17 protein-coding genes are annotated in these 19,735 nt (G+C 62.7%); 13 read left to right on the top strand and 4 right to left on the bottom strand.

From position 1 onward, the window contains the following. Positions 1 to 76 precede the first annotated feature (76 nt). Entirely contained in the window at positions 77 to 2,896 is a 2,820-nt protein-coding gene (gene polA / locus JWJ88_RS04160) for a DNA polymerase I (protein WP_205294845.1), read from the top strand. A 271-nt stretch (positions 2,897 to 3,167) separates the two neighbouring features. Here the strand turns inward: polA and hemN are convergent, their stop codons facing one another. After that, entirely contained in the window at positions 3,168 to 4,523 is a 1,356-nt protein-coding gene (gene hemN / locus JWJ88_RS04165) for an oxygen-independent coproporphyrinogen III oxidase (protein WP_205294846.1), read from the bottom strand. Between the two features lie 48 nt (positions 4,524 to 4,571). On the opposite strand from hemN, the gene fnrL reads away from it, so the two are divergent. Further along, positions 4,572 to 5,321 carry a transcriptional regulator FnrL gene (fnrL, locus tag JWJ88_RS04170; RefSeq protein WP_205294847.1) on the top strand — a complete coding sequence of 250 codons (750 nt, stop codon included), beginning with the start codon at positions 4,572 to 4,574 and terminating at the stop codon, positions 5,319 to 5,321. Between the two features lie 79 nt (positions 5,322 to 5,400). On the opposite strand, the gene JWJ88_RS04175 is transcribed toward fnrL, so the two are convergent. Beyond that, positions 5,401 to 6,234 carry a universal stress protein gene (locus JWJ88_RS04175; protein ID WP_205294848.1) on the bottom strand — a complete coding sequence of 278 codons (834 nt, stop codon included), beginning with the start codon at positions 6,232 to 6,234 and terminating at the stop codon, positions 5,401 to 5,403. 249 nt (positions 6,235 to 6,483) lie between these two features. Between JWJ88_RS04175 and ccoN the strand changes: the two genes are divergently transcribed. The 11 genes from ccoN (at position 6,484) to JWJ88_RS04230 (ending at position 17,241) form a co-directional block, all read left to right on the top strand. Next, positions 6,484 to 8,103, top strand: a complete 1,620-nt coding sequence (gene ccoN, locus JWJ88_RS04180; protein ID WP_205294849.1) for a cytochrome-c oxidase, cbb3-type subunit I — start codon at positions 6,484 to 6,486, stop codon at positions 8,101 to 8,103. A 9-nt stretch (positions 8,104 to 8,112) separates the two neighbouring features. Beyond that, positions 8,113 to 8,838 (top strand): cytochrome-c oxidase, cbb3-type subunit II, encoded by a 726-nt coding sequence (gene ccoO, locus JWJ88_RS04185; RefSeq protein WP_205294850.1) that lies wholly within the window; start codon positions 8,113 to 8,115, stop codon positions 8,836 to 8,838. An 8-nt stretch (positions 8,839 to 8,846) separates the two neighbouring features. Then, positions 8,847 to 9,035 (top strand): cbb3-type cytochrome c oxidase subunit 3, encoded by a 189-nt coding sequence (locus tag JWJ88_RS04190; protein WP_205294851.1) that lies wholly within the window; start codon positions 8,847 to 8,849, stop codon positions 9,033 to 9,035. Continuing rightward, entirely contained in the window at positions 9,035 to 10,084 is a 1,050-nt protein-coding gene (gene ccoP / locus JWJ88_RS04195) for a cytochrome-c oxidase, cbb3-type subunit III (protein ID WP_205294852.1), read from the top strand. Before JWJ88_RS04190 ends, ccoP begins: the two co-directional genes overlap by 1 nt. 275 nt (positions 10,085 to 10,359) lie before the next feature. Next, positions 10,360 to 11,817, top strand: coding sequence for a cytochrome c oxidase accessory protein CcoG (gene ccoG, locus JWJ88_RS04200; RefSeq protein WP_205294853.1), 1,458 nt, complete (start codon positions 10,360 to 10,362; stop codon positions 11,815 to 11,817). Beyond that, entirely contained in the window at positions 11,817 to 12,281 is a 465-nt protein-coding gene (locus tag JWJ88_RS04205) for a FixH family protein (protein WP_205294854.1), read from the top strand. Before ccoG ends, JWJ88_RS04205 begins: the two co-directional genes overlap by 1 nt. A gap of 1 nt (position 12,282) precedes the next feature. Further along, complete coding sequence (locus tag JWJ88_RS04210) at positions 12,283 to 14,481, top strand: heavy metal translocating P-type ATPase (protein ID WP_205294855.1); 2,199 nt, start codon at positions 12,283 to 12,285, stop codon at positions 14,479 to 14,481. A gap of 12 nt (positions 14,482 to 14,493) precedes the next feature. Further along, positions 14,494 to 14,652: a cbb3-type cytochrome oxidase assembly protein CcoS gene (ccoS, locus tag JWJ88_RS04215; RefSeq protein ID WP_205294856.1), complete on the top strand. Its 159-nt coding sequence runs from the start codon at positions 14,494 to 14,496 to the stop codon at positions 14,650 to 14,652. 79 nt (positions 14,653 to 14,731) lie between these two features. Further along, on the top strand, positions 14,732 to 16,033 hold the full coding sequence (locus JWJ88_RS04220; protein WP_205294857.1) for a lipoprotein-releasing ABC transporter permease subunit: 1,302 nt from the start codon (positions 14,732 to 14,734) through the stop codon (positions 16,031 to 16,033). Further along, a complete protein-coding gene (locus JWJ88_RS04225; protein ID WP_205294858.1) occupies positions 16,026 to 16,688 on the top strand; it encodes an ABC transporter ATP-binding protein in 663 nt (220 codons plus the stop codon). The genes JWJ88_RS04220 and JWJ88_RS04225 overlap by 8 nt, the downstream gene beginning before the upstream one ends. Positions 16,689 to 16,743: 55 nt before the next feature. Continuing rightward, positions 16,744 to 17,241: a phosphatase PAP2 family protein gene (locus tag JWJ88_RS04230; RefSeq protein WP_205294859.1), complete on the top strand. Its 498-nt coding sequence runs from the start codon at positions 16,744 to 16,746 to the stop codon at positions 17,239 to 17,241. Between the two features lie 66 nt (positions 17,242 to 17,307). Here JWJ88_RS04230 and JWJ88_RS04235 read toward each other — a convergent pair whose 3' ends face one another. Next, entirely contained in the window at positions 17,308 to 17,643 is a 336-nt protein-coding gene (locus tag JWJ88_RS04235; protein ID WP_205294860.1) for a YnfA family protein, read from the bottom strand. Continuing rightward, positions 17,640 to 19,610: a DNA topoisomerase IV subunit B gene (gene parE, locus JWJ88_RS04240; protein ID WP_205294861.1), complete on the bottom strand. Its 1,971-nt coding sequence runs from the start codon at positions 19,608 to 19,610 to the stop codon at positions 17,640 to 17,642. The genes JWJ88_RS04235 and parE overlap by 4 nt, the downstream gene beginning before the upstream one ends. Between the last annotated feature and the right edge of the window lie 125 nt (positions 19,611 to 19,735).

Raw genomic sequence — 19,735 nt, forward strand, 5'->3', positions numbered from 1 at the left:
GCCACGCGGTCTTGGCCCGCCCGGCGCTTCGTGGCAAAAGGGGCGCCGGAATGATGCAGGACAGGAGCGGGCGCATATGACTGAGGCATTCGGCAAGGGCCACCACCTGCATCTGATCGACGGATCGGCCTTTATCTTTCGCGCCTATCACGCCCTGCCGCCGCTGACCCGGCGTTCCGACGGGCTGCCCATCGGGGCGGTGGCGGGCTTTTGCAACATGGTGTGGAAGTATTTGCAGGACGGCAAGGGATCGGATCAGCCGACGCATGCGGCGGTGATCTTTGACCATTCCTCAAAGACGTTTCGCAATGACATCTATCCGCTTTACAAGGCCAACCGTCCCGAGCCGCCCGAAGATCTGCGGCCGCAGTTCCCACTGACACGCGAGGCGACGCGCGCCTTCAGCATTGCCTGCATCGAGACCGAGGGGTTCGAGGCCGACGACATTATTGCCTCGTTGGCCTGTCAGGCGCGGGATGCAGGCGGGCGCGTGACGATCATCAGCTCGGACAAAGATCTGATGCAGTTGGTCGGTGATGGTGTTCAGATGATGGATCCGATCAAGGGCAAGCCCATAGGTCCCGAGGAGGTGCGCGAGAAATTCGGTGTCGGCCCCGAACGGGTGGTTGATGTGCAGGCGCTGGCCGGCGATTCTATCGACAATGTGCCGGGCGCGCCTGGAATCGGGATCAAGACGGCTGCGCAGCTTATCGGGGAATACGGCGATCTAGAGACCCTGTTGGCGCGGGCCGGAGAAATCAAACAGCCCAAGCGTCGCCAGACCCTGATCGACCATGCCGAGCAGATCCGCATCTCTAGGCGGCTGGTCGAACTGGACTGCCGGATGGTGCTGGATTTCGGGTTGGAGACTCTGTCGATCCGCGAGCCCGAGCCGGAGGCGTTGATGGAATTCCTGACGCGGATGGAATTGCGCACGCTGACCAAACGCGTGGCCGAGCGTTTCGGGACCGAGGCTCCGACCGTGGCCGAGGCGGCGCCCGGGCCAACTGCCGCTGCCGGGGATGCGGCTTCGTCGGTCGCTGAACTGCCGGCGATCGACCGCAGCCTTTATGTGACGATTCGCGATGAGGCTGTCCTGGCCGAATGGCTGGCTGAGATTGGCGAAAAGGGTATTGTCGCCATCGATACCGAAACCACGGGCCTGGACGAGATGCAGGCCGAACTGGTCGGGATTTCGCTTTGCACCGGGCCCGGTCGCGCGGCCTATCTGCCGCTGGGCCATGTGGACGGTACGGCGGATCTGTTCGCCTCAGGTGCGCGCTCGGGCGGACAGATGGATCTGGAGCGGGCGCTGGCCATGCTGCGGCCGGTGCTGGAGGATCCGTCGGTGCTGAAGATCGGCCAGAACGTCAAATATGACTGGAAAATTCTGGCCCGTCATGGCATCCGCATGGCACCCTTGGACGATACGATGCTGCTGTCCTATGCGCTGAACGCGGGGGCGCACAACCATGGCATGGATGAACTGGCGGACCTGTACCTGGGTCATCGCTGCCTGCCGATCAAGGATCTGATCGGTTCGGGCAAGGCACAGATCAATTTCTCGCAGGTGCCGATCGACCGGGCCAGCGAGTATGCCGCCGAGGACGCCGAGGTGACCTGGCGGCTTTGGTACCATCTGCGTCCGAAACTGTCGCCCAACCATGTCACCACAGCCTATGAACGGTTGGAACGGCCGATGATCGGGGTTCTGGCCGATATGGAGATGGCCGGCGTCCGCATCGATTCCGAACATCTCAAGCGCATGTCCAATGCCTTTGCCCAAAAGATGGCCGGGCTGGAGGCCGAGATACACGCCTTGGCCGGCGGGTCGTTCAACGTGGGCAGCCCCAAGCAACTGGGCGAGATCCTGTTCGAGCGCATGGGCCTTGCCGGCGGCAAGCAGGGCAAGACCGGCGCTTTTTCGACAAGCGCCGAAGTGTTGGAGGATCTGGCCGCCGAGGGGCACGAACTGCCGGCACGGGTGCTGGACTGGCGGGCGATTTCCAAGATGAAATCGACCTATACCGATGCGCTTCCCTTGCATGTGAACCCCGAGACGGGGCGGGTGCATACCTGTTATTCCATCGCCGGTGCGCAGACAGGGCGGCTGGCCTCGACTGATCCGAACCTGCAGAATATTCCCGTGCGGACCGACGAGGGGCGGCGCATTCGCGAAGCCTTTGTCGCCGGGCCGGGGATGCGATTTGTGAGCCTTGACTATAGCCAGATCGAGCTGCGGATCCTTGCGCATGTGGCGCAGATCCCGGCGCTGAAGCAGGCTTTTCGCGACGGAATCGACATTCACGCCATGACTGCCAGCCAGATGTTTGGCGTGCCGGTCGAGGGGATGGACCCGATGATCCGGCGTCGGGCCAAGGCGATCAATTTCGGGGTGATCTATGGGATTTCCGGCTTTGGCCTGGCGCGCAACCTGCGCATTCCTCGTGCAGAGGCGCAGGCATTTATCGACACATATTTTGAGCGTTTTCCCGAGATCCGAGCCTATATGGACCGCACCGTCGCCGAGGCAAAGCAGGACGGGTTCGTACGCACATTGTTTGGCCGGCGGATCATGACGCCGGGGATCAACCAATCAGGTCCGGCGGCCGGTGGGGCGCGACGGGCGGCAATCAACGCGCCCATCCAGGGCGCGGCGGCCGATATCATTCGCCGCGCGATGATTCGTATGCCGGACGCAATTCGGGACCTGCCGGCCCGGATGCTGCTGCAGGTGCATGACGAGCTGGTCTTTGAGGTTGAAGAAGGCGCGGTGCCCGACCTGATCGAGGCGGCGCGCGCTGTCATGCAGGGTGCGGCCGATCCCGCCGTCAAGCTGGATGTGCCGTTGATCGTTGACGCCGGTCATGGCCTGAACTGGGCCGAGGCGCACTAAATTTCAGCGAAGCGCACGGGTTGTACGGTCGGGTTTGGGTATTTGGACAACGAAGAAGCCGCTGAGGAGCGGGGCTGTCGCATAGGCTTGAAGAGAGCTGGCACCCTATCGCTCATCTCTGACAATGCGACTGTCGTGTATGATCTTTGACTGTCGTGTATGATCTTTATTGCCTTATCCGCACCGCGCAACATTACCTGCCCGCAAGTGGCGACGGGCAGGTCAAGTATGCGGTTGCCCGTAAGGGCGGAGCCTGTCACGGCGGGGAGGGTCAGATCGCTGCGGAATGGCCCGAAGCTGCCATGTCATAGCCGTCAAACATACGGGCGATGATGCGGGTCAGCGGGCGTCCCTTTAACGTGATGCGGAGGCCCGAGGCATCGGTTTCGACCATTTCGCCGAAATGCGCGGCGACGGGTTTGAGGACCCGCGCCAAGCTTTCGGCGTCGAAGCCGTAGTTTTCGATGAATTCCTGTGCCCGGATCTCGAAATCGCACATCAGTGCCTCGATCATCCGCGAACGCCAGCGATCCTCGGCCGTGAAAGTGTGCCCGCGCGTGGTCGAGAATCGCCCGTCGCGTATCTTGCCCAGATGGGCACCCGTTGCCGGCGCGTTCTGCGCATAGCCTTGCGGAAAGCGCGAGATCGACGAGGCGCCGAGCCCGATCAAGACCTCGGCCCGGTCGTCGGTATAGCCTTGGAAGTTGCGGCGCAGCAGCCCGGCCTTTTGTGCACGGGCCAGCCCGTCGCCGGGGCGGGCAAAGTGATCGATGCCGATTTCGTCATAGCCATCGGCCAGGAACAATTCGCGCGCGGTTTCAAACAGGCGCAGCCGGCCGTAGGGATCGGGCAGGGCATCCGAAGGAATCATCACCTGTCGCTTGGCCATCCACGGTACATGCGCATAGCCGTAAAGCGCGACCCGGTCGGGAGAAAGCGCCAGCAACTTCTGCACCGATTCCGCGATCTTATGCGGGTCCTGATTGGGCAAGCCGTAAAGGATGTCGGCATTCAGGCTTTCGATACCGCGGTCGCGAATCATGTCCACGGCGCGGTTCGTGATCTCGAAGCTTTGTTCGCGACCGATGATCTTCTGGATCTCGGGGTCGAAATCCTGCACCCCGATCGAGGCGCGGGTCAGCCCCGCCTCAGCCAACGCATCCATACGCGCTTCGTCGATCTCGTTCGGGTCGATCTCGACCGAGAACTCTGCCCCCTCGGCGAGTGGAAAAGCGTTCAGCACCGCGCCGGCAACTTCGCGCATCATCTCGGGCGGCATCAGCGTCGGCGTTCCGCCCCCCCAGTGCAGGCGCGACAGCCTGACGCCGGGCGCAAGCGCCGATTTAAGCATGGTCAGTTCGGCCAAGAGGGCCTTGGCATAGGCGCGCACCGGCTCGTCCGATTGCGTGCCCTGCGTGCGGCAGGCGCAAAACCAGCACAATCGCCGACAGAACGGCACATGCATATAAAGCGAGATCGACGCGCCCGAAGGGATCGCGGCGATCCAGTCACGGAAGACCGGCTCCCCGACTGCGGGGGTGAAATGCGGTGCGGTGGGATAGCTGGTGTAACGCGGCACACGCGCGTCAAACAGTCCCAGCCGCTCAAGTTGCGATTGCTGTTCCATGCTGTTATCCTGACGTCGAACACGCGCCAGGACCTTGACACAAATCAAATGTCACACAACGCCGCAATCTGCGCGACGCAGCAGCCCTGCGAAATCTGTCCGATCCGGTATCGGGCCGTCTGCGCGCATTGCGAAGGCGATGAGCTGAACGAACTTGAGGGCATGAAATTCTATCGCCGTTACGAGGCCGGACAGGTGATTGTCTGGGCGGGTGACCGGATGGATTTCGTGGGTTCCGTGGTTTCGGGCATGGCGGGACTGACCCAGCAGTTGGAGGACGGGCGTACGCAGATCGTCGGCCTGCTGCTGCCCAGCGATTTCCTGGGCCGTCCCGGGCGCGATATCGCGGCCTATACCGTCACCGCGACCAGTGATCTCGTCCTGTGCTGCTTCCGGCGGAGACCCTTTGAGAAGCTGCTTATCGACAACCCCCGCATCGCCAGTCGCCTGCTGGAGATGACGCTGGACGAACTGGACGCGGCCCGCGACTGGCTGCTGCTTCTGGGCCGTAAGTCGGCACGCGAGAAGATCGCATCGTTGCTGGTGATTCTGGCGCGGCGCGCGGCGGCGATGATCAAGCGCCGGCCCGAAGGGCGCATTGTCGTTGAACTGCCCCTGACGCGCGAGGCGATGGCCGATTACCTGGGCCTGACGCTGGAGACCGTTAGCCGGCAGATGAGCGCGCTGAAGCGTGAAGGGGTGATCGAGCTTGATGGCAAGCGGCGGGTGATCGTGCCTTCTTTCGTGCGTCTGGTCACGGAAAGCGGCGATGATTCGGACGGCGGGCCGCTTAGTTAGGCGAAAGAGCGCGCCTTTGGCTGCTGGAATGAAAAAACCCCCGGGCAACGCCGGGGGTTTTTCTGTCAGGGCGGTAGGATCAGCGTGCCATCAGCACCGGAACCTGCGCTTTTTCCAGCATGTTGCGTGTGGCGCCGCCCAGAATCGCCTGACGGAACCGGGAATGGCCATAAGCGCCCATCACCAGCATGTCCGCGCCGATTTCCGTCGCACGGCGATTCAGGATGTCGCTGATCAGCGGCAGGGTGCGGGCCAGCACCGCGATTTCGGCTTTTACGCCATGGCGCGTCAGCATCTGGCACAGCGCCCCACCGGGGTCCGAGCGTTCGGGACCGTTGGGCGAGGGGTCGATCACCGTGATCTCGACGCTTTCGGCCGCGATCAGCAGGGGCAGCGCCCGGCGCACTGCGGCCAGCGCCTCGTTCGACTGGTTCCAGGCGATCATGATTTTTTTGCCGAAGGGTTCCTTCAACTCATCCGGCACGATCAGCACGGGGGCGGCGCCCTCGAACAGTGCAGCCTCGGTCACGGCCTCGGCATCGACAAGCGCGTCCTTGCCATAGGGGCGGTTCAGCACGACCAGATCGGAATAGCGCGCACGCATCCCGACCAGCGTCGAAAGCCCGCCGACCTGGGCCACAGCGGAATCGACGGACCAGCGGATGTCTTCGGGGTCGAGCCGGTCGCGGACGTTTTCCTCCAGCTCGGCTGCTGCCGTCACGGCCTTGTCGATGGATTCCTGAAACACATAGGCCGAGGCCCCCGCATAGTAATAGCCGCTTTGAGTGTGGTCCACGCCCATGCAGAACACGTCAAGATGCGCATCCTCCCGCCGGGTCATGGCAATGGCCGAATCAAGCTGCCTGCGCTGATTGGCGTCGGTCAGAACGGTCAGGATCGTCTTGTAGCCCATGGGCCCTCTCCTTTCGGGGGTTCGGTGCAAGTTTTGCCGTGATCGGGCAGGATCGCAATCACCACCGGGACCCGACTGCGACATTCTGTCCAGATTATTTGAGATTTTACACCTATCCCGCGTGGACAGATTGACGCAGATCAAAGTTCACGGAACCGTGCGACGTTAGATGAAACTGTCGAATAGGCGATCCAGTCGCATCACCACGCGATTCGGACGCATTCTGCGCAGGATGAAGGACACGAACTTATGTTGGACACCATCAAGCTGATCGCACTTGGCAGCGTCGCGGTTCTTGCCGCGATCGCGGCCAATTATGCGCGCGCGGATGATCTGGCGTATCTGGTGAACGCCTGGATCGTCATGTTGGCGGCGGGCGGCATGTTTTTGCGCGTGCTGCGCCGGATGGGCAACGAACAACCTTCGTTAGAGCCGCATCCCGAAACGCAATATATGGACGACGTGATCCGGGCGGGCGTGATCGCCACCGCTTTCTGGGGCGTCGTGGGCTTTCTCGTCGGGGTGGTCATCGCCTTTCAGCTGGCCTTTCCGGCACTGAACCTCAGCGACATCACCCTGGGATACACCAACTTCGGCAAGCTGCGGCCGCTGCATACCTCGGCAGTGATCTTTGCCTTTGGCGGCAACGCGCTGATCGCCACATCGTTCTATGTGGTGCAGCGGACCTCTGCTGCGCGGCTCTGGGGCGGCAATACGGCTTGGTTCGTGTTCTGGGGCTATCAGTTGTTCATCGTGCTGGCCGCGACCGGTTATATCCTTGGCGCCACCCAGTCCAAGGAATACGCCGAGCCTGAATGGTATGTGGACTGGTGGCTGACCATTGTCTGGGTCGCCTATCTGCTGGTGTTCCTGGGTACGATCATGAGGCGGAGAGAGCCGCATATCTATGTGGCGAACTGGTTCTACCTGTCCTTCATCGTGACCATCGCCATGCTGCATATCGTCAACAACCTGGCGATCCCGGTCAGCCCCTTCGGCTCCAAGTCGGTGCAGCTGTTCTCGGGCGTGCAGGATGCGATGACGCAATGGTGGTATGGCCACAATGCCGTGGGCTTCTTCCTGACCGCTGGTTTCCTGGGCATGATGTATTACTTCATTCCCAAGCAGGCCGAGCGTCCGGTCTACAGCTACAAGCTGTCCATCATCCACTTCTGGGCGCTGATCTTCCTTTATATCTGGGCTGGCCCGCACCACCTGCATTACACGGCACTGCCCGACTGGGCCGCAACGCTGGGCATGGTGTTTTCGATCATCCTGTGGATGCCTTCGTGGGGCGGCATGATCAACGGGCTGATGACGCTGTCGGGGGCCTGGGACAAGCTGCGCACCGATCCGATCATCCGCATGATGGTGGTGGCCGTCGGCTTTTACGGCATGGCGACCTTTGAAGGTCCCATGATGTCGATCAAGGCGGTGAACTCGCTGTCGCATTACACCGACTGGACCATCGGCCATGTGCATTCCGGCGCCTTGGGCTGGAACGGCATGATCACCTTTGGCGCGCTCTACTATCTGGTGCCGCGTCTTTGGGGGCGTGAGCGGCTTTATTCGACGGGTCTGGTCAGCTGGCACTTCTGGCTCGCCACCATCGGGCTGGTGCTCTACGCGGCCTCGATGTGGGTCTCGGGCATCATGGAAGGGCTGATGTGGCGCGAGGTCGATGCGCAGGGCTTCCTGGTCAACGCCTTTGCTGACACGGTTGCCGCGAAATTCCCGATGAACGTGGTCCGGGCGTTGGGCGGCGTGCTTTACCTGACCGGCGCGCTGATCATGTGCTACAATCTGTGGGCCACCGTCGCCAAGCAACCCAGCACCAAATCGACCGCCGTCGCGGTTCCTGCCGAGTGAGGACGGATCATGGCCATTCTTGAAAAGCATAAGGTTCTCGAAAAGAACGCCACGCTGTTGCTGGTCTTTTCCTTTCTTGTCGTGACCATCGGCGGCATCGTCGAGATCGCGCCCCTGTTCTATCTGCAGAACACCATCGAGGAGGTCGAGGGGATGCGCCCCTACACCCCGTTGGAGCTTAAGGGCCGGGACGTATATGTCCGCGAGGGCTGCTATGTCTGCCACAGCCAGATGATCCGCCCGATGCGGGACGAGGTCGAACGCTATGGTCATTACAGCCTTGCCGCCGAGTCGATGTATGATCACCCGTTCCAATGGGGCTCCAAGCGGACCGGGCCGGATCTGGCTCGGGTGGGCGGTCGCTATTCGGACGAATGGCATCTCGACCACTTGGTGAACCCGCAGGCGGTGGTGCCGGAATCGATCATGCCGAAATACGGTTTCCTGCTGGACCGTCGCATCGACCCCTCGGACATGGCGCAGCGGCTCAAAACCGATTCCTGGGTCGGAGTGCCCTATGACGAGGAGATGATTGCGGCGGCGGTCAGCGATTTCCGCGCGCAGGCCGATCCGGATGCGGATGCCTCGGGGCTGGAAGAACGCTATCCGGGCGTGCAGCAGCGCAATTTCGACCGCCGTCCCGGCGTGTCCGAGATGGACGCCCTGATCGCCTATTTGCAGGTGCTGGGTACGATGGTCGATTTCTCGACCTTCGAGCCAGACCCGAACCGCTGAGGCCCGCCATGGATATGTATTCCTTCCTGCGTGAACTGGCCGACAGTTGGGTGCTTTTGTCGCTGGTGCTGTTCTTTCTGGGGACCGTGTTGTTCGCCTTCAGACCGGGTTCGCGCCCGTTGCACCGTGACGCGGCGGAAAGCATCTTCCGCAATGAGACGAGCCCCGCCTCGGCGGGCGAGAAGGAGGTCGAGTGATGGCCGATACCGACGACGAGCATACCAGCCCGAAAAATCCCGATAACCGGATCGAGTTGGAACGCCAGGCCGCCGATGAGGCTCACAAGGCGGATATCCTTGCCCATCCGCCCGAAGGACCGGGCGGACAGCCGCTGCATCCGCCGGCCACGCCCCGGCCGGGGGCCACCCGCGTCGTGCGTGACCGCAAGGGCGGTCGCCAAGTGGTCGAAGTGCCCTCGACCGGCCATAGCTGGGACGGGATCGAGGAATACGACAACCCGCTGCCGCGTTGGTGGCTGTGGACCTTTTATGCCACCATCATATGGGGACTGGCTTATGTCATCGCCTTTCCCGCCATTCCGCTGGTGAACGGGGCGACCCAAGGGCTTTTGGGCCAGAACACCCGTGCGGATGTCGCGGCCGAGATCCAGCGCTTCAACGATACCAATGCCCCGATTCAGGCACGGTTGGTCGAGACGCCGCTGGACGAGATCGCGGCCGACCCGGAACTGGCGAACTACACCGCCAACGCCGGTGCTGCGATCTTCCGGACCTGGTGCGCGCAATGCCACGGCTCGGGGGCGGGTGGCGCGTCGGGCTATCCTTCGCTTTTGGACAACGACTGGCTTTGGGGTGGCACGCTGGAGGAGGTTCACACAACGGTGATGCACGGTATCCGCGACCCCAAAGACGCCGATACCCGTTATTCCGAAATGCCGCGTTTTGGCACCGACGAGTTGCTGGATGATACCCAGATCCAGCAGGTCGTAAACCATGTGCTGGAGCTGGGCGGCCAACCGCATGATGCGGCGCTGGCGGCCGAGGGCGTGACGGTATTTGCCGACAACTGCTCGTCCTGCCATGCCGAGGACGGAACCGGCGACCGTGCGCAAGGTGCGCCTGATCTGACCGATGCGGTCTGGCTCTATGGTTCCGACCCTGCGACGATTAGGCGAATCGTGCGTGAAGGCCCCTTTGGCGTAATGCCAGCTTGGACAGGTCGTCTGTCCGACGCCGATATCGTCGCCGTCGCTGCCTATGTCCACAGCCTTGGCGGTGGCGAGTAACATAATTCCGAGATCCGCGGCCGGGCAACCGGCCCCGGAGGCACCGGCCCCCCGTCCTGTTCGCGCGTTTCCAAGGGGGGCCGGCGCTCATATCAAATCGCAAGGATTGGCCCCGGTGCAAGCCGGTGGGCCGATTTTCTTATGCGGGGTGCGACAATTCGGCCCATGTCCCGCCAGTTTGATACCGCTATTCTCGTCGAGCCCTGCGATTGACGCAGATCAAAGCACTTTCGCCATCAGGCTCTACACTGAATAACGCGCAACAGGAGCCAATCATGTCGAATTCCGACATTGACCCGCCACGTCTCTATGCCGCCCGAGAGCCGATCTTTCCTCGCCGGGCCCATGGCTGGTTTCGCAACCTGAAATGGATCATCATGGCGGTGACCCTGGCGATCTATTACGTTACGCCATGGATACGCTGGGATCGCGGACCCAGCCTGTCGGATCAGGCAGTGCTGGTCGATCTCGCCAATCGCCGCTTTTATTTCTTTTGGATCGAGATCTGGCCGCATGAATTCTATTTCGTGGCCGGTCTTTTGGTCATGGCGGGTTTGGGGCTGTTCCTGTTCACCTCGGCGCTGGGACGTGTCTGGTGCGGCTATACCTGTCCGCAGACGGTCTGGACCGACCTTTTCATGCTGACCGAGCACTGGGTCGAGGGGGATCGCAACGCCCGCCTGCGGCTGTGGAACGCACCATGGAGCGCGCGCAAGCTGCGGTTGCGGCTGACGAAATGGACGATCTGGCTGGTGATCGCGGTGATGACCGGCGGCGCGTGGATTTTTTATTTCACCGATGCACCCACGCTTTTGGGAAACCTGTTTACCGGAAACGCGCACCCGGTCGCCTATATCACCATGGGTATCCTGACCGCGACCACCTTCGTTTTCGGTGGTTTCGCGCGCGAGCAGATCTGCATCTATGCCTGTCCGTGGCCGCGCATTCAGGCCGCCATGATGGATGAGGATACGCTGACTGTCGCCTATCGCGACTGGCGCGGTGAGCCGCGCGGCAAGCTGCATAAGGGCGAGGCGACGAAATCCGACGGTGCGGCCAAGGGCGATTGCATCGACTGCATGGCCTGCGTGAACGTTTGTCCCATGGGCATCGACATTCGTGATGGACAGCAGATGGAATGTATCACCTGCGCCCTTTGCATCGACGCCTGCGACGAGGTGATGGACAAGATCGGCAAGCCGCGCGGCCTGATCGATTACATGGCCCTGAGGGACGAGTCCGCCGAGCGCGCGGGCGAAACCCCGAAGCCGGTGATCCGGCATATCCTGCGTCCGCGCACAATTCTGTATTTCACCCTTTGGGCCGGGATCGGTGTGGCTTTGATCGTGGCGCTGTTCCTTCGCTCGCCTTTCGACCTGAACGTGACGCCGGTGCGCAACCCGCTTTACGTCACCATGGCCGACGGCGCGATCCGCAACACCTATGCGTTGCGACTGCGCAACAAACAGGGGGACGAGCGCGATTTCCGCGTCCTGGTCACCGGATCGGACGGCTCTGCGCCGCAGGGCGTCGCCTTGACGCTGGAGGGGTTGCCCGATGCCGCCCTTAGCGTGCTTGCCGACAGCACCCATACGCAGCGGGTCTATATCACCGCCGAACCCGGCTCTGCATTGGCCGAAAGTGGACAGAGTGAGTTGACGCTTTGGGTCGAGGATGTCACCGATGGGGTGAAATCCCGCATCGATACCGTCTTCCACGGAAGGAGCGAATGATGCAGCGCGAACTGACCGGCCGCCATGTGCTGATCATCACCTTGGTTGCCTTTGGCACCATTATCGCCGTCAATGTTTTCATGGCGGTCAAGGCCGTCGGGACCTTTCCGGGGCTTGAGGTCAAGAACAGTTATGTCGCCTCGCAGAACTTCGACCGCGAACGCGCGGCTCAGGAGGCGCTGAACTGGACGGTTACGCCGGAATTCGACGGGCATGAACTGCTGCTTACGATCCGCGACGAACAGGGCTATCCGGCACCCGTGCAGGATCTGGAGGTGACGGTGGGTCGTCCGACTCATAGCCGCGAGGATCAGACGCCCGGGTTCACCTATGCCGGCGGTGTGTTCCGCGCGCCGCTGACGCTGGCGCCGGGAACGTGGAATATCCACCTGACCGCCACCAGCCCCGACGGCACGACGTTCCGTCAGCGCATCGACCATTATCACGGCAACCGGGTGAACTGACATGGCGGATACCGCGCTGCACGATCACGACGCACGTCTCTCGGCCTGTCCGGCCTGCGATGCGGCGCCGCTGGCGCAGCGCATCGCCGGAGCGGTTGGCGGGCAGGGGGACGTCATCCTGTCCCTGCCGACGATTCATTGCGCCACCTGCATTACCGATGTCGAGCGGGTGCTGAACCGTCATCCCGGCGTCAGGGACGCGCGCGTCAACCTGACGCTGCGCCGCGTGACCGTGGATGCGCCCGGCATGACTGCGGATGAGCTTATCCCTGTCGTTGAAAGCATCGGCTATGAGGCGCATGGGCTTGACCCGGCTGCGCTGAGCGCCAGTGCTGCCGACCGGCAGGGCCGGGACATCCTGATGCGCATCGGCGTGTCGGGATTCGCGATGATGAACATCATGATCCTGTCCGTCGCGGTCTGGTCCGGGGCCGAGGACGCGACGCGCGACATGTTCCACTGGATTTCCGGTGCCATCGCGCTGCCCACGGTGGTCTTTGCCGGGCAGCCGTTTTTCGCCAGCGCATGGCGGGCCCTACGACATGGGCGGTTGGGCATGGATGTGCCGATTTCGCTGGCGCTGATCCTGGCCAGCTCGATCTCGGTTTATGAAACGCTGCATTCCGGTCGCCACGCCTATTTCGACGCGGCGGTGATGCTGTGCTTTTTTCTGCTGATCGGGCGCTATCTGGATTACCGGACCCGCGCCGTGGCCCGCTCGGCGGCCGAGGAACTGACCGCGCTTGAAGTGCCGCGCGCCTTTCGTGTCACGTCGGCGGGCGACGAACCGGTGCCGGTTTCCGAACTGGTCCCGGGCGACCTGATCCGCATTCGCCCCGGTGCCCGCATTCCGGCGGATGGCGAGATCGCGCAAGGCAGCAGCGAAATCGACCGCTCACTGTTGACGGGTGAAAGTATTCCCGTCCCGGCCGGTCCCGGCGTCGCGCTTTCGGCGGGCGAGGTGAACCTGACCGGCCCGCTGATCATGCGGGTGACGGCGGCAGGGCGCGACAGTTCGCTGGCGCGGCTGACAGCCCTTGTCGCGGCGGCGGAATCGGCGCGCGGGCATTATACCGGGCTGGCCGACCGAGCCTCGCGCCTTTATTCGCCGATGGTGCATCTTTTGGCCTTTTGCAGCTTCCTTGGCTGGTATTTCACTACGCATGACGCGCGGCTGGCGCTGAATGTGGCGGCGGCTGTGCTGATCATCACCTGCCCTTGCGCCCTTGGTCTGGCCGTGCCTGCGGTGATTACCGCCGCCTCGGGCCGGCTGTTCAGGCGTGGCATGCTGATCAAGGACGGCACAGCGCTGGAGCGGCTGGCAGAGGTCGATGCCGTGGTCTTTGACAAGACGGGCACCCTGACCATGGGCGTGCCGCAACTGGTTTCGCTGGACGGACTTTCGCCCGAGGCGCGGCCGGTGGCGCTGGCGCTTGCGCAGGGGTCTGGCCATCCGCTGTCCCAGGCTTTGGCGCAGGCGCTGACTGACGCCGGGGCCCGACCCGCAGCCCTTTCCGATCTGTGCGAGGTTCCGGGCTATGGTATCGCCGGGACGTGGCAGGGGCGCGAGGTTCGGCTGGGCCGTGCCGACTGGCTGGGCGCCCGGCATGGCGATGCCCGGCTTTCGGCAAGCTGGCTGTCCTTGGGTCAGGACGCGCCGATCCGGCTGGAATTCTCGGACCGGCTACGTCCGGGGGCCGAGACCTGCGTGGCGCGGATTCTCGCCTCGGGGCGGCGGGTGATGCTGCTGTCGGGCGATGCCGCGCCAGTGGTTCAGGATCTGGCCCAGCGGCTGGGCATCGCAGAATGGCAAGCCGGCGTCACCCCCGTTGAAAAGGCCGAAACCCTGCGCGGGTTGCGCCAGCAAGGGCTGCATGCGCTGATGGTTGGCGATGGGCTTAACGACACGGCCGCGCTGGCCGAGGCGCATGTCTCGATCTCGCCCGCCTCGGCGCTGGACGCGGCGCGCACCGCCTCGGATATGGTGCTGATGGGCAGCGACCTTGCCCCCGTCGCCGAGGCGTTGGCGCTGGCGCGAAAGGCACGCGCCCGGATCAAAGAGAACTTTGCCATCTCGCTGCTTTACAACGTCGTTGCGGTTCCCATCGCCATTGCCGGCTTTGCCACCCCGCTGATGGCGGCGCTGGCCATGTCGCTGAGCTCGATCAGCGTGACGCTTAACGCGCTGCGGTTGAGGTAAAAAGGGGGAAGCATGGAAATTCTCGGCCTTCTGATCCCGGTTTCCCTTGCCCTTGGCGGGCTTGGGCTTCTGGCCTTTATCTGGTCCCTGCGCGGTCGCCAATACGACGACCCCAAGGGCGATGCAGAGCGGATCCTCAGTTCGCAATGGGACGACCATCCCAAGCCATGACCCGCGGGTCACGGCCTTGTTGGCTTGCATTGTCAACGCTGAAAGGCCAATCAGGCGCGACCCAACAGACAGGTAAGCGATGGCCAGTCCCGCCCCGTTTTCGCGTTACGAATTCATGATCGCATGGCGCTACCTGCGCGCGCGCCGGGCCGAGGGCGGCGTCAGCGTCATGACCTGGATCAGCCTGATCGGCATCACGCTGGGCGTGATGGCGCTGATCGCCACGCTGGCGGTGCGCGCCGGGTTTCGGGCCGAGTTTGTCGATACGATCCTGGGTGCCAACGCCCATAGCACGGTCTATTATGCGCCTACGCAGATCTATAACGAACTGACCGAAGAGACCTATGTCACCCCCGGTAGGATCGAGGATTACAATGCGTTGGCCGCCAAGATCGAACAGATCCCCGGCGTGACCCGCGCGATGCCCGTGATCCGTGCGCAGGTCATGGCGCGGCAGGGCGAATCCGCCACCTTGGGCGATGTCTATGGCATCACGCTCGATGCGCTTAGGGAGATGTCGGGCATCGCCGACCCGGATCGGGCGGCAGGGAACCTTGATGATTTCGACTGCGGCATCGCCATAGGCATCGGTATGGCCCGTGATCTGGGGCTGGGCGTCGGCGACCGGCTGCAACTGGTTGCGCCCGATGGCGCCAAGACGCCCTTCGGCACCACGCCCCGGGTCGAGTCCTTTGAGGTGGTCTATATCTTTTCCGCCGGGCGCTATGATGTGGACAAGGCGCGCATCTATATGCCGATGGCCGAGGCGCAGAGCTTTTTCAACCGCGAAGACCTTGCCGATGAGATTGAGGTTTTCGTGACCGACCCCGAGCGGATAGATGACTGGACGCTGCCGCTTTTGCAGGCCGCGGGCGAGCGCGCGCAGATCTGGACCTGGCGCGATGCATCGGGTTCATTCCTTGCGGCGCTTGATATGGAGGATGACGTCATGTTCATCATCCTGTCGATTCTGGTGCTGATCGCCTCGATGAACATTACCTCCGGGCTGATCATGCTGGTCAAGAACAAGGGCCGCGATATCGGCATCTTGCGAACCATGGGGCTGACCGAGGGTTCCGTGCTGCGGATATTCTTTCTGTGCGGGGCCTTTACCGGGGTAATCGGCACCATCGCCGGCGTGGTTCTGGGCGTGGCGCTGGCGCTGAACGTCGATCACATCATGGCGGCGCTGAATGCGTTGACGGGCGGCAATGCCTGGCAGCCCGAGGTGCGCGGCATCTATCAACTGACTGCCGAATTGCGGGCCTGGGATATTTTCCGGGCGGCGGCCTTGTCGCTGGCGCTGTCCTTTATCGTCACCATTTTCCCGGCCCGCCGCGCAGCTCGGATGAACCCGGTGGAGGCGCTGCGCTATGAGTGACATTCTGGTTCTGGACGGAATTTCCAAGACCTACGGCATGGGCGGGCCTGCGCCGGTGCCCGTTCTGTCGGATCTGTCGCTTTCGGTCGCGCGTGGCGAAGTTGTGGCGTTGGTCGGACCTTCGGGCACCGGGAAATCGACGCTTTTGCATATCGCGGGGCTGCTCGACACAGCCGATTCTGGCCGGGTGCTGCTGAATGGTCGCGACATGGCGGGGCAGAACGACCGGGCGCGGACCGAGGCCCGCCGCGAAGAATTGGGCTTCGTCTATCAATTCCACCACTTGCTTCCTGAATTTTCGGCAGCGGAGAATATCGTTCTGCCGCAGTTGGCGAATGCCGTTCCTCAGTCAGCCGCGAGGGCACGGGCGCTGGATCTGCTGCGCTGGGTGGGCCTGTCCCACCGTGCGGATCACCGGCCGGCGCAACTGTCTGGTGGCGAACAGCAAAGGGTCGCCTTTTGCCGGGCGCTGGCGAACCAGCCTTCGTTGCTGCTGGCGGATGAGCCGACGGGGAACCTGGATCCCGCCACATCTGACAAGGTTTTCGACATGCTGATGGGGCTGGTGCGCGATACGGGCCTTGGGGCGCTGATTGCCACGCATAACATGGAACTGGCGGGCCGGATGGACCGGGTGATCCGGCTGGGCGCATGAGAAGCGCAGTTGCGGCACGCGATGAGGCATTCAGGGGCCTTGAGCGGAGGGTCTCATGCGTCTGATAGCGGCTGCCTGCGTCGGTCTGCTGGCGAGTTCTGCGGTGGCCGACCCCGTCGAGCAGTTCGGTACGGCGATGAAATACGGCCTGCCGCTGGCGGCTGCGGCCTGCGCCGCCGATCAAGGACGGCTGGAGGATTTCGCCGTGCGGGGTGTTTTGCAGGCCGCACTGGTTTGGGGGATGAAGGAGTTTTTCGACGGCCAGCCGATCTCGCGCCGGCCTTCGGGCGAGGGCAAGGGCTTCCCCTCGGGTCACACCGCAGCGGCGTTTTTCGGCGCTGCCGATCTGGCGGGGAAATGTTTCGACGACCGGCCTGAGGCGGGTGCGCTGGCCTATGGTGCCGCGGGCCTCACGGGATGGAGCAGGTTGCACGCGGGTGAGCATACCCCGCAGCAGGTTCTTACCGGGGCGTTGATAGGGTTCACGTTCGGTGCGGCCAGCTTTGGAATTGGCACCGAAGGGGCGGGTTTTTCCGTGGGAATGCGATTCTGATTTTTAAAAAAACACTATATTACAATGCAATATAATTGATTATTGCACTTAATTCTAAACTTCGCATTATCCAGCGCGAGGTCCGGCCAGGATCACCATGGCCCCCAGCACGCAAAGTGCGCCGCCCAAAAGATCCCAGCGCGTCGGCACCTGCCCCTCGGTCTGCCAGAGCCAGCCAAGCGAGGCGATGACATAAATCCCGCCATAGGCCGCATAGGCTCGGCCGGCAAAATCGACGTCGATCCGGGTCAAAAGCCACGCGAACAATGCTAGGGACAGCATGCCGGGTGCCAGCCAAAGCGGCGATTTGCCCAAACGCAGCCAAGCCCAAAAGGCGAAACAGCCCGCGATTTCGGCCAGCGCCGCCAAAACATAGATGGCAAGCGGCGTGACCAGCGTCACACGTCCAATTCCTCGGAATCGGCGAATTGGGCGTTTTCCTGAATGAACTGAAAGCGCAGTTCGGGTTTTTTACCCATCAGCCGCTCGACCAGATCTCCGGTTTCGCCGCCCTCGTCATCGTCGATCGAGACTCGGATCAGCTTGCGGGTTTTTGGGTTCATGGTTGTGTCGCGCAGATCCTTGGCGTCCATTTCACCCAGACCCTTAAAACGCTGCACGTCGATCTTGCCCCTGCCGCCCAGCCCTTTGGCAAGCCAGATTTCCTTCTCGGCGTCGTCGGCGACATAGATACGGTGTGCGCCCTGCGTCAGCCGGTAAAGTGGCGGGCAGGCCAGATACAGATGGCCTTTGTCGATCAATGGCCGCATCTGGGTAAAGAAAAAGGTCATGAGGAGCGAGGCGATATGAGCGCCGTCGACATCGGCGTCGGTCATGATGATGATCTTGTCGTAACGCAGATCGTCGACATTGAACCTTGTGCCCATGTTGACACCCAGCGCCTGGCAAAGATCGGCGATCTCCTGGTTCGAGCCCAGCTTGGACGAGGCTGCGCCCAGCACGTTCAGGATCTTGCCACGCAGCGGCAGCAGCGCCTGGGTCGTACGCTCGCGCGCCATCTTGGCGCTGCCGCCGGCCGAGTCGCCTTCGACGATGAAAAGCTCGGTGCCTTCGCGATTGGTGGCAGAACAATCGACCAGTTTACCGGGCAGGCGCAGTTTCTTGGTGGCGGATTTCCGGGCGGTTTCCTTTTCCTGCCGGCGGCGCATCCGTTCCTCGGCCCGCAGCACCAGAAAATCCAGAATGGCGCCTGCCGATTTCGTATCCGCGGCCAGCCAGTTGTCGAAATGGTCGCGCACCGCGCCTTCGACCAGCCGTTGCGCCTCGGTGGTGGCAAGGCGGTCCTTGGTCTGACCGACGAATTCCGGCTCGCGAATAAAGCACGAGACCAGCGCGCAGCCTCCGGCCAGCAGATCCTCGCGGGTGATCTGCGCCGCCTTCTTGTTGCTGACCCGTTCGCCATAGGCGCGGATGCCACGCAGGATGGCGGACCAGAAGCCGGCCTCATGGGTGCCGCCCTCGGGGGTGGGCACCGTGTTGCAATAGGACTGGATGAAGCCGTCGCGCGAGGGGGTCCAGTTGATCGCCCAGTCGACCTTGCCGGGGACGTTGAACTTTTCCTTGAAATCGACGCTGCCGGCAAAGGGACGGTCGGCATAGGTCGAGGCCTTGCCCAGCACTTCGCCAAGATAATCGGCAAGGCCGCCGGGAAAATGGAAGGTCGCCTCCAACGGCGTTTCGCCGTCGTCCACCTCGGATTTCCAGCGTATCTCGACACCCGAGAACAGATAGGCCTTGGACTTGACCATGCGCAGCAGGCGCGCGGGTTTGAACCGGTGGTGGCCAAAGATCTGTTCATCGGCATGGAAGGTCACGGTAGTGCCGCGACGGTTGGGCGCCGCGCCGATCTTTTCGACCGGACCCAGTGGCAGACCACGCGAGAAACGCTGCTCGTAAAGCTCACGGTTACGGGCGACCTGCACCACCATGCTGTCGGAAAGCGCGTTGACGACCGAGGCGCCGACGCCATGAAGCCCACCCGAGGTCTGGTAAGTGTCGCCCGAAAACTTGCCGCCTGCGTGCAGGGTGCACAGGATCACCTCCAGCGCCGATTTGCCGGGGAATTTCGGGTGCGGATCGATAGGGATGCCGCGGCCGTTGTCGCGGATCACCACGCTGAAATCGGCCAGCATTTCCACCTCGATGCGGCTGGCATGGCCGGCCACCGCCTCGTCCATCGAGTTGTCGAGGATCTCGGCCACCAAGTGATGCAAGGCCCGTTCGTCGGTGCCACCGATATACATACCGGGCCGTTTGCGCACGGGCTCCAGCCCCTCAAGCACCTCGATCGAGGACGCCGAATAACTGTCGGAAGCCTTATCCGCAGAGGGGAAGAGATCGTCGGCCATTGCACCTGCTCGTCTTGTTCTTCTGGGGCGGGGTTATCTCATGCCCCATGGGGCGGGGGCAAGGGAAAGTGGGCAGGCCGCTGCCAACCGCAAGGGATAGCACTGCAATCACGACGGATTTGCCT

The organism is Paracoccus methylovorus (assembly GCF_016919705.1).
GTDB classification, from domain to species: domain Bacteria; phylum Pseudomonadota; class Alphaproteobacteria; order Rhodobacterales; family Rhodobacteraceae; genus Paracoccus; species Paracoccus methylovorus.